This is a genomic window from Embleya sp. NPDC020630, assembly GCF_044334985.1.
In the GTDB taxonomy this organism is placed as follows: domain Bacteria; phylum Actinomycetota; class Actinomycetes; order Streptomycetales; family Streptomycetaceae; genus Embleya.
On record NZ_JBIRUB010000001.1, the window covers coordinates 1 to 13,277 of the forward strand.

Here is a 13,277-nt window from a genome sequence, read left to right on the forward strand (position 1 = left end):
TTCTGCCAAGGGCATGGCTGGTTGGCTACGTTCGGGAGGGATAACCGCTGAAAGCATCTAAGCGGGAAGCTTGCTTCGAGATGAGGACTCCCACCGGTTTCGGCCGGGTAAGGCCCCCGAGAGACGATCGGGTTGATAGGCCGGGTGTGGAAGCCCTGTGAGGGGTGGAGCTGACCGGTACTAATAGGCCGAGGACTTGTCCTCAGTTGCTACGCGTCCACTGTGTGGTTCCCGAACCGCAATCGGTTTCGGGGAACCTGTTTGATAATTGAATCACCGCATGTGATTTCTGGTTCACCGAGCGACCCATGGTTGTGGGTTCGATGGTTTTCCGGTGGTCTTGGCGGAGAGGAAACGCCCGGTCTCATTCCGAACCCGGAAGCTAAGCTCTCCAGCGCCGATGGTACTGCACTCGAAGGGGTGTGGGAGAGTAGGACGCCGCCGGAATCTACGTGAATAAGGGGCCCCACCCCGGTGGGGCCCCTTATTTTTTTATCCTGTTCTATTTATCGTGGCGACTCCTGTGTACAGGGGTTCACGGCCACTGTCGGGTGCGCCGACTTCGTTCGTCATACGGGACAATGGTGGTCGCGCCACAGGCGACTGCGTACCCGTACGACGATCACGAGGAGCAAATCCCATGTCCAATCCCCCCTCCGAAGGACGGCCGAGTCGCCGTCCCGGTGGATCGCAGTACTCGGGGGGCGGTGGCGGCGGTGATCGCCGGCCGTTCAACCGTGACGATCGTGGTGGCCGTCCGGCTTCCGGTGGTCGTGGCCAGGGCGGTCGTGACGATCGGGGCGGTTCGCGTTCTTCGTTCAACCGTGACGATCGTGGGGGCAACCGCGGCGCGGGTACGGGGCGTCCGCAGTCCGGTGGGCGGGACGATCGCGGTGGGTTCTCGCGTCCCTCGTTCAACCGGGACGATCGTTCCGGTGGCGGTGCGCGTCCGCCGTATCGGTCGGACCGGCCCGAGCGTTCGGATCGGCCTGCTCGGGACGACCGTGGTGGTGGGTCGCGTCCGCCGTTCAACCGTGATGACCGTGGGTCCGGTCGGCCGTCGTACGGCCGCGACGATCGTGGTGGGTCGCGTCCCTCGTTCAACCGTGACGACCGTGGTGGGGACCGTCGTCCCCCGGCTGGGCGCGATGATCGGCCCGGGTTCCGTGAGGAGCGTGGCGGGGATCGTCGTCCGCCGTTCCGGTCGGACCGGCCCGAGCGTTCCGACCGGCCTGGTCGGGATGATCGTGGGGGCTCGCGTCCGCCGTTCCGGTCGGATGCTCCGGAGCGGGATCGTGGGCAGTCGCGGACTTCGTACGGGGCTCGTGGCGACCATGCGATCGCCCGCCCGAACCGCGAGGACCGGCCGTCGTACGGCCGTGACGATCGTGGTGGTCGGCCGTCGTATGGCAATCGGGACGACCGTGGTGGGTCGCGTCCCCCGTTCAATCGTGACGACCGTGGTGGGGACCGTCGTCCCCCGGCTGGGCGCGATGATCGGCCCGGGTTCCGTGAGGAGCGTGGCGGGGATCGTCGACCGCCGTTCAATCGTGATGAGCGTGGCGGGGACCGTCGTCCGCCGTTCCGGTCGGACCGGCCCGAGCGCTCGGACCGGCCTGCCCGCGATGACCGTGGTGGGGCGCGTCCTTCCTACGGTCGAGACGACCGTGGTGGGCCCGGTGGGCGGTTGCCGTTCCGTTCGGACCGTGGCGACCGGCCCGCGCGGGACGATCGTGGTGGGTCGCGCGCGCCGTTCAACCGTGACGACCGTGGGTCCGGCCGGCCGTCGTATGACAATCGGGACGACCGTGGTGGGTCGCGTCCGCCGCAGCGGGCGGAGCGGCCTGCTCGGGACGAGCGGGAGTTCGGGGATCGCGACCACCGTGACGGCGCCAGCAGCCGGCCGACCTACAACGGTCGACCCGGTGCGCGGCAGCCGTTCCAGGAGCGTCGTCCGGCGCCGCGGCGGGACGACCGGGGTTCCGGGCGTCCGACCGGTGGCGGTCGGGACGATCGTGGTGGGTCGCGTCCGCCGTTCAATCGTGATGAGCGTGGCGGGGACCGTCGTCCGCCGTTCCGGTCGGACCGGTCCGAGCGCTCGGACCGGCCTGCCCGCGATGACCGTGGTGGGGCGCGTGCTCCGTTCCGGGCGGATCGGCCCGCTCGGGACGATCGTGGGGGCTCGCGTTCCTCGTTCGGTCGGGACGACCGTGGTGGCCGGCCCTCCTTCGGGGACCGGGACCGCGATCGTGGCGGTCGGTCGTCGTACGGGAACCGGGACGACCGCGGCGCTTCGCGTCCGTCGTACGACCGTCGGGACGAGCCGGGCTACGTGCCGGTCGAGCGCATGTTCATTCCGGAGGACGTCCAGGCCGAGGAACTCGGTGCGGAGGCGCGTCAGGAGCTGCGCGGGCTGCCCAAGACGCTCGCCGACGAGGTCGCGCGCAACCTGGTGATGATCGGCCGTACGGTCGACGAGGACCCCGAGCTGGCGTACAAGTACGCGAAGGTCGCGCTGCGGCTCGCGTCGCGTGTCGCCGCCGTGCGTGAGGCGGCCGGGATCGCGGCGTACATGGCCGGGGCCTACGCCGAGGCGCTGTCCGAGCTGCGGGCGGCCCGGCGGATGACCGGGTCGAGCGAGCACTGGGCCGTGATGGCCGACTGCGAGCGTGGCCTGGGCCGTCCGGAGCGGGCGTTGCAGATGGCCGGGGCGGACGAGGTCAAGGAGCTGGACAAGGCCGCGCAGATCGAGCTGCGGATCGTCGCGGCCGGTGCGCGACGGGATCTGGACCAGCTCGACGCGGCCGTGGTCACCCTTCAGGTGCCGGAGCTGAACTCGGCGTCGACGAACCCGTGGGTGGCGCGACTGCGGTTCGCGTACGCCGACGCGTTGGCGGCCGTGGGTCGCGACGACGAGGCGCGGGACTGGTTCGGGCGGGCCGCCGAGGCGGACACGACGGGCGAGACCGGTGCGGCCGAGCGGGTCGCGGAGCTGGACGGGCTCGACTTCACCGATGCGCTCGACCCCGACGCGGAGGACGACGACGAGGTCGACGTCGACATCGAGGACTCGGCTGCGGAGGCGGTCGAGTTCGAGGGTGACGCCGAGGCCGAGGCCGAGGTTGCGGCCGAGATCGACTCGGACGATGACGGCGACTCGGTCGTCGGCGACGTCAAGGACTGACTGAGCGTCGAAGAGGTGTGAAGGGAAGGGCCCGGCATTCGTGCCGGGCCCTTTTTGTGTTTCGGGGTTGTGGGCTATGTGGTCATTCGGTCAGGTCGAGGCTTCTGAGGACCAGGCCCGTGGCCGGCTTTGGGCCGAACGAGGTGGATTTTCTGGGCATGCGGATGTCCTGTTCGGCCAGGTCCCGGACCACTCGTTCGTCGGTGGGGCGCAGCAGGATCGCGGTGCCGCCGGTGCGGTTGGCCTGGCGGACGGCGGCCGCGGCGTCGTGGACGTAGGTGATGTTGTCCCAGTTGTCCGGCACGTGCCACACCTGTTCGAGCAGGGCGGCGTGCAGGACCGTGGCGTCCAGGCTGCGCCAGGTGCGCGGGCGGTCGGCGCGGATGGCCAGGTCGAGCAGCTCCGGGTCGGGGCCGGTGAGCAGGTGGAAGCGGCGGTCGCCGGCGAGCAGGAAGGCGGGGCCGGTGGCCTGGTCCAGGGCCCACAGGGCGGCCGGCAGCGTGCCGTCGAGGGGGCGGGCCAGGAACGCGCCGGCGCCCGCGTCGCCGTAGGTGGCCAGTTCGTTCAGCGCCTGTGCGGGGCGCAGCTTCGGCAGCACGCGGTGGATCGCGCCGACCCGCAGCGGGTGGCGGACGGTGTCCACGAGCAGCACCAGGCCGCGGTCCCAGGGGCCGTCGCCGCGGCCGTCCGCGTGCGCGCGGTCGCGCATCCGGGCGTAGGCGGCCCAGCGGTGGTGGCCGTCGGCGATCAGCGCCTTGCGGACCGCCAGGTCGTCGCGGATCCCGGCGAGCGCCTGGCGATCGGTCACCCCCCACAGCCGGTGCCGTATGCCGTCGGGTGTGCGCAGGCCGACGAGCGGCGGCTGGTGGGTGGTCTGTTCGACGATGTCCGACGCACGTCCGCCGCCCGTGTACACGAGCAGGATCGGCTCGGGGTTCGCCGACAGCTCGGTCATGATCGCGGCGCGGTCGGCGACGGGGCCGGGCATCACGTCCTCGTGCGGCAGCACCGCGGAGTCGAGCGAGAGGGCGCCGATCAGACCGCGTTGGATCGAGTTGTGGTCGCGCTGCTCGTAGACGTAGAGCGTGGGCAGCGGATCGGGACGCAGCACCCCCTCGGCGAGCCACGTGCGCAGCGTGGTGCCGGCGTGTACCGCGCTGCGCGGCAGCACCAGGCGCACGATGTTGTGCGGGTCGGCGTCCTCCAGCGCGGGTACGCCGCCGGGCTCGACCACGTCGTACGGTGGCGAGGTCACCGACGCGACGTCCCCCACGCGGTCCGGGTCGTAGCGGAGCCCGCGGAAGGGGGCCAGATCGAGCCCGTTCGGCACTGCGTCATCCATGACCGAATGTTACGGGCCCGAGGGCGGGCAAGATCAGGACATCCGATGTCGCCGGCCTCCGGATCGTCGGACGTCCCGGGTTCGGGGGCGTCGGTTCGGCGGACGGCGGGTGGTCGAGGTACGGGAGGGCATCATGGCGATGGCTCAGGGAGCCGACGGGGTGAACGGTGCGCCCACTGGAGACGTGTACGACTGGTATCGGCGCGGGGTGCAGCTGCTCGCGTCGGGTAATCCGGCCGCCGCCGCGCTGTTGCTGGCGCGGGCGGCGGACGCGGCGCCGGAGTCGCGCAGTGTGCGGGAGGCGCTGGCGCGGGCCTGGTTCGACTCGGGCAGACACGACGAGGCGCTGCGGCACTTTCGGGCGGTGGCGGAGTCGGACCCGGCGGACGACTACGCCCAGTTCGGCTGGGGCCTGTCCGCCTCGCGGCTCGGCGACTTCGAGACGGCCGTGGAGCACTTGGCGCTCGCGGTGGCGATGCGGCCGGAGACCAAGCACTACCGGACGGCGCTGGTGCAGGCGCGGGCCACGTTGCGGGCGCGCGCGGGGGCGTACGGGACGATCGGTGCGGACGGCCGGGACGGCGGGTCCGGTCGCAACGGTGACGAGACGAGTGACAGGAGTGGCGACGCGTGAGCGGGCATACCTCGGCGGTGGCGACGGACGGTTCGGGCCGGGACGGGGGTGTATTGGCGCGGGCCTACGACGTGGCGCTGCTCGACCTGGACGGGGTCGTGTACACGGGTGCGCGGGCGGTGCCGCATGCGGTGGAGGTGTTGGCCGAGGCGCGTGAGCGGGGGATGGGGCTGGCGTTCGTCACGAACAACGCGTCGCGTACGCCCAAGTCGGTGGCGGAACATCTGGTCGAGCTGGGGGTTCCGGCGCAGCCGGAGGACGTCGTGACGTCGGCGCAGGCCGCGGCGCGGGTGGTCGCGGAGCGGGTGCCCGAGGGGGCGCCGGTGCTGGTGGTCGGCGGTGAGGGTCTGGAGGTGGCGCTGCGGGAGCGTGGGTTGCGGCCGGTGCGGTCGGCGGATTCGGGCTCCGGTTCGGGTTCGGGTTCGGGCTCCGGTGGGGACGGGCCTGCGGCGGTTGTGCAGGGGTTTGCCGCGGATGTGGGGTGGGCGGCGTTGGCGGAGGCGTCCTATGCGGTGGCGCGTGGGGTGTTCTGGGTGGCCTCGAACGCGGACCTGACCATTCCGACGGAGCGCGGGATCGCGCCGGGGAACGGGGCCCTGGTGGGGGTGGTGCGCGCGGCCACGGGGGTCGAGCCGGTGGTGGCGGGCAAGCCCGAGTTGCCGCTGCATCGCGAGACGATCCTGCGTACCGGGGCGCGTCGGCCGCTGGTGGTGGGCGATCGGCTCGACACGGACATCGAGGGCGCGCACAACGGTGGCGTGGACAGCCTGCTGGTGCTGACCGGAGTGACCACGCCCGAGGCGTTGTTGGCGGCCGGTGCGGGGCAGCGGCCGACGTTCGTCGCGGAGGACCTGCGGGCGCTTTTGGAGCCGGCGGTGACGGCGCGGCGGGACGGTGACGCGTGGGTGTGCGGCGGGTGGTCGGCGCGGGTGGTGGACGGCGCGTTGGCGGTCGAGGGCGAGGGTGCGCGGATCGACGGGTTGCGGGCGGCGTGTGCGGCCGTGTGGGCCGAGGACGCCGAGGCGGCGGCTCGGGTCGATGCGGGCGGGGTGGTGGAGCGGCTGGGGTGGTAGCGGGAGGGGGGTCGGTCCGGGCGCGGCCGGGTGGTGCGGGGTTTTCCGGGTCAGATCAGTTTGCGGAGTACCAGCAGGTCCTTGAAGGACGCCTCCAGCTTGACCCGGCCCTTGGCCCACGCGGAGGCGAAGTTGAGGGTGCCGGCCACCAGTGCGACCAGGTCGTCGCCGGTCATGGCCAGTCGGATCTGCGCCTTCTCGGTGCGCGGCTCGGTGTCGATGTCGTGCAGGGCGCCGTCGCGCAGGCGTCCGGAGAAGGTGACGTCGAGGTCGGTGACGTGGCAGCTGAGGCTGCGGTCGAGTTGGGTGGCCTTGCGGGTGTCGCCCTCCGCTCGGCCCATCTTGGCGGACAGTTCCTCGAGGGCCGTGCGGCACTCTTCGACGGTGGCCATGCGGGGACGTTCCTTCCGTGGGATCCGGTTGGCGACCGTACCCCACCCGGGGGCGGGTGATGTCCGTGGCGGTCGATCGGCCGGCCGTCGGCGTGGGGCGGTTCGGGTTCGGGTTCGCCTCGTTCGTGTCGGCGGCATGTCGTTGCTTCCGTTCGCGCGCCGGTCGAGAGGGTAGCGTCGGGGGCAGACCGATCATCGCCGTCCGTATCGCCGCGCAGGCACCGATACGGCGGCCGGAGCAGGAAGGCGGGCGCCGGTTCATGCGAGACGTCGTGCGCAGTTACCTTCAGATTGCCAGTGGCTTGACCGAGATGACCAGGCAGCGGGTCACCGAGGTGGCCAAGGTCCTCGTCGAGCGCAGCGGCCTCGACCTGGAGCAGGTTCCGGAACAGGCCCAGGCGCTGCCGCAGTTCGTGCAGCAGGTCGCCGAGGAGTTGTACGAGACCGGCAAGGCGAACCGGGACCTGCTCGTGGGCATCGTGCGCGGCGAGGTGGACAAGGCGCTGACCCGTACGCGGCCGTGGACCAAGGATCTGGCCAAGGCCGAGGAGGAGATCACCCGGTTGAAGAGTCGGGTGACGGATCTGGAGCACCGCTTGGCGCGGGCGTCCACGCCTCGGGCGGCGCGGCCGGCGGGTGCGCCGGGAGCGGGCGGGGCGGGGCGTTCGGCCGCGACGCCGGTCGCGACTCCGCCGCCGGCCGGCCCGTCCGTTGCCACGCCGCCGGTCGCCACGCCGCCGTCCGGCAAGCCGGTCGCGAAGAAGGCGGCGGCGAAGAAGAGCGTCGCGGACAAGCCCGCGGTGGACGGTGGTTCTGCGGCGCCGGCCGGTCCGCGCAAGCCGGCGCGCAAGACGAACGGGACGCCCGCCGCGAAGAAGTCGGCGCCGGCCAAGAAGGCGATCCGCAAGCCGACCGCGCCGGCGGCGGACGCGGACGGGCAGTCGTGAGCGAGGCCTCGGCGGCGGACGGCGCGGCCGGGTCGGGCGCCGTCGAACCGCCGCCCCCCACGGGCGACCCGCACGTGGACGCGGTACTGGCCACCTTGAGCCGTGTGGGTGACCTGCCCACCGAGGCGCACGGGCCGGTGTACGAGGATGTACACCGGGGATTGCGGGACACCCTCGCGGATCTGGATCGTTAGGGCGGGTCCGTGTTCTCCCGTCGGGCTCCGCGACGTCCGGCACCGTGCCCGGCCGTACCGGCGAATCATGCGATCGGGACCACCGAACGGGTGCTTCGCCGGTACGCCGGGGCGTGGTACCGGGCTTCGCGGCGGCCGGCGGGCGACCCACCCGCGCCGGCGCGAGAATGGCGGTTCTCGTCGACGACTTCGGCACAACCAAGGAACGGCAGGCACGACCGGTGGCACGACGCAGGCTCGACGCCGAGCTGGTGCGCAGGGGACTCGCTCGCTCCCGGGACCACGCGAGCGAACTGATCGCGGCCGGGCGGGTGACGGTGGGCGGCCAGGCCGCGACCAAAGCCGCCACCCAGGTCGACGCGGGGGCGGCCGTGGTGGTCGCCGCCGACGCGGGCGACCCGGACTACGTATCGCGCGGCGGGCACAAGCTCGCGGGCGCGCTCGCCGCGTTCACCCCGCTGGGGCTGAGCGTGGAGGGGCGGCGCTGTATCGACGCGGGCGCCTCGACCGGCGGCTTCACCGACGTGCTGTTGCGTGCGGGGGCGGCGCACGTGGTCGCGGTGGACGTGGGGTACGGGCAGCTCGCGTGGGCGCTGCGCAACGACGACCGGGTGACCGTGCGGGACCGGACCAATGTGCGGGAGTTGACGCCGGATCAGGTGGGGCCGGCGGCCGAGGTGGTGGTGGGCGACCTTTCGTTCATCTCGCTCGGGCTGGTGTTGCCGGCGCTGGTGCGCTGCTCGGCGCCGGAGGCGGACCTGGTGATGATGGTCAAGCCGCAGTTCGAGGTGGGGCGTGAGCGGTTGGGCGCCGGTGGTGTGGTGCGCGATCCGGCGTTGCGGGCCGAGGCGGTGCGGATCGTCGCGGAGCAGGCCGCGAAGTCGGGCCTGGGGGTGCTCGGGGTGACGGCGTCGCCGCTGCCGGGGCCGTCGGGCAACGTCGAGTACTTCCTGTGGATGCGGGCCGGCGCGCCCGAGCTGGATCCGGCGGACGTCGATCGGGCGATCGCCGAGGGGCCGCGGTGAAGGGCGTGCGCGATAGCGTCGCGGCGTACGGGTCGGGCTCGGCCCGGCGTGGTGTGGACGGCGGCGTGGCGGATGGTTCGGGCTCGGCCTGCGGGTCGGGGTCCGCCGGGGGCTGCGCCGAGGGTGGTACGGCGTACGGATGCGGTTGCGCCGACGCCGGTATGGCGTACGGATATGGCTGCGGTCGGCGCGATGCGGACGAGGGGATACGGGGATGAGCGATCGCACGATACTGGTGGTCACGCACACCGGCCGTCCTGCGGCGTTGCGCAGCGCGCGGCTGGTGGTGGAGCGGCTGATCGCGGCGGGCCTGGGTGTACGGGTGCTGGAGCCGGAGGCGGACGATCTGGCCCTGCCGGGCGCGGTCGTGGTGTCCGTGGAGCCGGACGCGGCCAAGGGCTGCGAGCTGGCCATCGTGCTCGGCGGCGACGGCACGCTGCTGCGCGGCGCGGAGTTGGTGCGCGAGGCGGCGGTGCCGATGCTCGGGGTCAACCTGGGCCGGGTCGGGTTCCTGGCGGAGGCCGAGCGCGAGGACCTGAACGACGTGGTCGAGCGGGTGGTGGCGCGGGACTACGACGTCGAGGAGCGCATGACGCTCGACGTGGTGGTGCGGGTCAACGGCGAGATCGTGCATACGAACTGGGCGTTGAACGAGGCCGCGATCGAGAAGGCCTCCCGCGAGCGCATGCTGGAGCTGGTCGCCGAGGTGGACGGCCGGCCGCTGTCGCGCTGGGGCTGCGACGGGGTGGTGTGCGCGACGCCGACGGGGTCGACGGCGTACGCGTTCTCCGGTGGCGGACCGATCGTGTGGCCGGAGGTGGAGGCGCTGATCATGGTGCCGATCAGCGCGCATGCGCTGTTCGCGCGGCCGGTGGTGGTCTCGCCGAACTCGGTGCTGGCGCTGGAGCTGGCGGCGGAGACTCCGCCCGGTGCGCTGTGGTGCGACGGGCGGCGGACGGTGCAGCTGCCCGCGGGCGCGCGTGTGGAGGTGCGGCGCGGGACCCAGCCGGTGCGGTTGGCACGGCTGCATCGGGCGCCGTTCACGGACCGGTTGGTGGCGAAGTTCGCGTTGCCGGTGAAGGGGTGGCGCGGGCGGCGGTGAGGTGATTGGGCGGGTGGGGGCTTGGCTCGCGGGGCGGTGAGGCTTGGTCCGCGGGTGGGTGACCGGGCTCGCGAGGCTTGGTGGTCGCGCTTGCGGTGCTCGGTGGTTGGGCCTGGGGCGCGGGACCGCGTGCGCGAGGGCGGCCGGTTGGTGGTCGCGGGGCCTGGTGGTTGTGCTTGCGCGGGGCGGATGGTTGCGTCTGCGGGGTAGTGGGACTGCGTTCGTGGGGCGGTCCGGTTGTGCCGGCGGGGCTTGATGGTCGTGCTCGCGGGGGTGGGTGGCTGCGCCTGTCAGGTTGTGGGACTGCGCTTGTGGGGCGGGTGGCTGCGCCTGCGAGGCGGGCAGACTGTTCACACCTCTGGGGGCCATGGGGCTGCGCCTGCGAGGCCGGGTTGCGTCTGCGGGGACGGCTGGTGCTTGAGGGGACGTGGGACTGTCCTTGCGGCATCGGCCGGTTGTGCTCGCGGGGCTCGGTTGATTGCCCTTGTGGGGGCCGGGTGGTCGCGCTCGTGGGGGCGGTGGGCTGTGTCGGCGAGGTCGTCGGTTGCGCTTGCGCGTCGGCCGGCCGGGGCTGTGGCGCCGCCGGGCCGTGGGGCTTGCGGGCCGGCCGGCTGCGGCTGTGGGGGTGTGTTGGGGTGGCTGACACACGCCGTTGAACTGCTTTCTTCGCGTGGAGTCCCCGCGACCTCGTAGTGTCGTCCCCGTGCTCGAAGAGATGCGGATACAGGGTCTGGGTGTCATCGAAGACGCCGTAGTCGAGCTCGCGCCGGGCTTCACCGTGGTCACGGGCGAGACCGGCGCCGGCAAGACGATGGTGGTCACCGGGCTCGGCTTGCTGTTCGGTGGGCGGGCCGATGCCGGGCTGGTGCGCAACGGGACGGGGAAGGCTCTGGTCGAGGGCCGGCTCGCGGTGCCGGCGGATTCGCCCGCCGGGCGGCGGGCGGCCGAGGCAGGTGCCGAGGTCGACGACGGCGAGCTGCTGCTGGCCCGGACGGTCTCGGCCGAGGGGCGCTCGCGCGCACACGTCGGCGGGCGGTCCGCGCCGATCGGGTTGCTCACCGATCTGGCCGACGACCTGATCGCGGTACACGGGCAGACCGACCAGCAGCGGCTGTTGCGGCCCGCCCGGCAGCGCGCCGCGCTCGACCGATACGCCGGGGAGGCGGTGTCGGTGCCGCTCAAGGCGTACGGCGCGGTCTACCGGCGGCTGCGCGAGGTGAGTGCGGAGCTCGACGAGATCACCACGCGGGCGCGCGAGCGGGCGCAGGAGGCGGACCTGCTGCGGTTCGGCCTGACCGAGATCGAACAGGTGGTGCCGCAGCCGGGTGAGGACGCCGAACTGGCCGCGGAGACGCTGCGGCTGGGGCACGCGGACGCGCTGCGTACGGCCGCGACCACCGCGCACGAGGCGTTGCTGGGCGATCCGGAGACCGGTTCGGACGCGGTGGACGCCTCGACCCTGCTCGGTGCGGCGCATCGGGCGGTGGAGGCGGTGCGGGCGCACGATCCGGCGCTGGCGGCGCTCGCCGATCGGCTGGGCGAGGTCGGGTATCTGGTGGCGGACGTGGCCACCGAGCTGGCGTCGTACGCGGCCGGGGTGGACGCGGACCCGGTGCGGTTGGCGGCGGCGGAGGAGCGGCGGGCGGCGCTGGCGGGGCTGACCCGCAAATACGGCGAGTCGATCGACGAGGTGCTGGCCTGGGCGGAGCGTTCGGCCGCGCGGTTGGCCGAGTTGGACGGCGACGACGACCGCACCGAGGAGCTGACCGCCCAACGCGACGCGCTGCGGGGCGAGTTGACGGTGCTCGCGGGCGAGGTCTCGGCGGCTCGGCACGCGGCGGCGGAGAAGTTCGCGGCGGCGGTGACCGATGAGCTGACGGCGCTGGCGATGCCGTACGCGCGCGTCGGCGTGGCGATCGACGGGGTCGACGACGCGGAGGGGCTGGCGGTCGGGGATCGGGTGCTGGCGTATGGGCCGACGGGCGTGGACGAGGTCGAGCTGCAGCTGTCCCCGCACCCGGGCGCGCCGCCGCGGCCGTTGGCCAAGGGTGCGTCCGGCGGTGAACTGTCGCGCGTGATGCTCGCGGTCGAGGTGGTGTTCGCGGGGGCCGACCCGGTGCCGACGTTCGTCTTCGACGAGGTCGATCAGGGCGTCGGCGGCAAGGCCGCGGTCGAGGTGGGCCGCCGGCTGGCTCGTCTGGCGCGCGTCGCGCAGGTGATCGTGGTGACGCACCTGCCTCAGGTGGCCGCCTTCGCCGACCGCCACCTGGTGGTCGAGAAGTCCAGCGACGGCACGGTCACCCGCTCAGGCGTGGTCACCCTCGACGACGCGGCAAGGGTCCGGGAGCTGTCCCGCATGCTGGCGGGCCTGGAGGACTCGGAACTGGGCCGCGCACACGCGGAGGAGCTGCTGGCCACGGCAGCCGGGGCAAAGCGGGAGGCCGCATCGCCCTGATGGGCGAGCGGGTCCCGCCCGGCAGGCTGCGGGGGCGTGGGCCGGAGCGCCGAGTGTGCCCCCACCCGGCCCCCCGGCGCTGCCGACCCCGAAGCCTGCGTCAGAGGTACCGGGCGAGCCTGACCGGGCCCGGTGACCCTGGGGCAACTGCCTGTGTTTTGAGGGGACTTGACGGATCACGCCAATGGGTTTGGGTGCTTGTCAGGACGGGTGTGGGTTGCTCTACTTGGTTCGCGCCCTGTGTGGAATTGGTTCGCAGTGCTTCTGCTCCTTCGTACGGTTCGGGTCCAGCCCAGAAACCCCGGGAGTCAGCCATGCCAAAGCACATGAAGATCGCTGCGCTCGCCAGTGCCGGTGCACTGGCTGCCGTGACCACGTTCGTCGGGTCCGCCTCTGCGGGCGGGCCCTCGACGGCCCCTTACGACTGTGTGGATGCCAGGGGTCGTGCGTTTCCCGCCAAGGTGACCTATTTCACCGGCGGTGGGCAATTGAAGGTGACCATCTCCGCTCCGCCGATTCCGGCCGGGTTCCCGGCCAACTCCATCAACACCACCGCGATCTTCAATGGGCCCAGCGGTGGCGTTGTCTACGACGGTGCCATCAATCCGCCGTATCCGGGTGGTGCGCCCGTGTTCAATCTGGGGGCCATTCCCAAGGTCAGCGGCACCATCGGGGTGGGCCAACCGCTGGCGGACGTGATCTCGGGTCCGCCGCCCTCGCCCTCCAACTGGAGTCTGCGGGTGCTCTTCCCGGGGTGGCCCGGTTGGTACTGCGTCGCACGCGCACCGCTGAGCCCGACGCTGCTGTACAGCTGAACGAAGCAGCCGAGCCGAGCGGCCGACCGGGGCGGCGGCGCGTACATCCACGCGCCGCCGTCCCACCCGTCCCTACCCACCCGTCCCTACCCGCCCGTCCCTACCCGCCCGTCC

The 13,277-nt window shown here is 72.6% G+C and carries 11 protein-coding genes and 2 rRNA genes; 11 read left to right on the forward strand and 2 right to left on the reverse strand.

The annotated features are described in order from the left end of the window. The 3 genes from ACH4XV_RS00005 to ACH4XV_RS00015 all read left to right on the forward strand — a co-directional run. Window positions 1-204: ribosomal RNA gene (locus ACH4XV_RS00005) — 23S ribosomal RNA — on the forward strand; the annotation flags it as partial. A gap of 126 nt (window positions 205-330) precedes the next feature. After that, a 5S ribosomal RNA gene (gene rrf / locus ACH4XV_RS00010) occupies window positions 331-447 on the forward strand. 1,900 nt (window positions 448-2,347) lie between these two features. Then, window positions 2,348-3,184 (forward strand): hypothetical protein, encoded by an 837-nt coding sequence (locus tag ACH4XV_RS00015; RefSeq protein ID WP_395785540.1) that lies wholly within the window; start codon window positions 2,348-2,350, stop codon window positions 3,182-3,184. A gap of 82 nt (window positions 3,185-3,266) precedes the next feature. On the opposite strand, the gene ACH4XV_RS00020 is transcribed toward ACH4XV_RS00015, so the two are convergent. Further along, window positions 3,267-4,526, reverse strand: a complete 1,260-nt coding sequence (locus ACH4XV_RS00020; protein ID WP_395785542.1) for a DUF1015 family protein — start codon at window positions 4,524-4,526, stop codon at window positions 3,267-3,269. A 133-nt stretch (window positions 4,527-4,659) separates the two neighbouring features. On the opposite strand from ACH4XV_RS00020, the gene ACH4XV_RS00025 reads away from it, so the two are divergent. Both ACH4XV_RS00025 and ACH4XV_RS00030 read left to right on the forward strand, forming a co-directional pair. Beyond that, window positions 4,660-5,160, forward strand: coding sequence for a tetratricopeptide repeat protein (locus ACH4XV_RS00025; RefSeq protein ID WP_380008611.1), 501 nt, complete (start codon window positions 4,660-4,662; stop codon window positions 5,158-5,160). Continuing rightward, a complete protein-coding gene (locus ACH4XV_RS00030; RefSeq protein ID WP_395785544.1) occupies window positions 5,157-6,233 on the forward strand; it encodes an HAD-IIA family hydrolase in 1,077 nt (358 codons plus the stop codon). The genes ACH4XV_RS00025 and ACH4XV_RS00030 overlap by 4 nt, the downstream gene beginning before the upstream one ends. 50 nt (window positions 6,234-6,283) lie before the next feature. Here the strand turns inward: ACH4XV_RS00030 and ACH4XV_RS00035 are convergent, their stop codons facing one another. Next, window positions 6,284-6,625: an alkyl sulfatase C-terminal domain-containing protein gene (locus ACH4XV_RS00035; RefSeq protein ID WP_380008605.1), complete on the reverse strand. Its 342-nt coding sequence runs from the start codon at window positions 6,623-6,625 to the stop codon at window positions 6,284-6,286. A gap of 311 nt (window positions 6,626-6,936) precedes the next feature. Here ACH4XV_RS00035 and ACH4XV_RS00040 point away from each other — a divergent pair, with 311 nt between their 5' ends. The 6 genes from ACH4XV_RS00040 (at window position 6,937) to ACH4XV_RS00065 (ending at window position 13,163) form a co-directional block, all read left to right on the forward strand. Beyond that, entirely contained in the window at window positions 6,937-7,572 is a 636-nt protein-coding gene (locus ACH4XV_RS00040) for a hypothetical protein (protein WP_395785546.1), read from the forward strand. Then, complete coding sequence (locus ACH4XV_RS00045) at window positions 7,569-7,766, forward strand: hypothetical protein (protein WP_395785548.1); 198 nt, start codon at window positions 7,569-7,571, stop codon at window positions 7,764-7,766. Before ACH4XV_RS00040 ends, ACH4XV_RS00045 begins: the two co-directional genes overlap by 4 nt. Window positions 7,767-7,933: 167 nt before the next feature. Continuing rightward, window positions 7,934-8,791, forward strand: coding sequence for a TlyA family RNA methyltransferase (locus ACH4XV_RS00050; RefSeq protein ID WP_395785550.1), 858 nt, complete (start codon window positions 7,934-7,936; stop codon window positions 8,789-8,791). A 214-nt stretch (window positions 8,792-9,005) separates the two neighbouring features. Then, window positions 9,006-9,893, forward strand: a complete 888-nt coding sequence (locus ACH4XV_RS00055) for an NAD kinase (RefSeq protein WP_126643989.1) — start codon at window positions 9,006-9,008, stop codon at window positions 9,891-9,893. Between the two features lie 715 nt (window positions 9,894-10,608). Further along, on the forward strand, window positions 10,609-12,348 hold the full coding sequence (recN, locus tag ACH4XV_RS00060) for a DNA repair protein RecN (protein WP_395787023.1): 1,740 nt from the start codon (window positions 10,609-10,611) through the stop codon (window positions 12,346-12,348). 314 nt (window positions 12,349-12,662) lie between these two features. Further along, window positions 12,663-13,163, forward strand: coding sequence for a hypothetical protein (locus ACH4XV_RS00065; protein WP_395785552.1), 501 nt, complete (start codon window positions 12,663-12,665; stop codon window positions 13,161-13,163). Window positions 13,164-13,277: the final 114 nt, after the last annotated feature.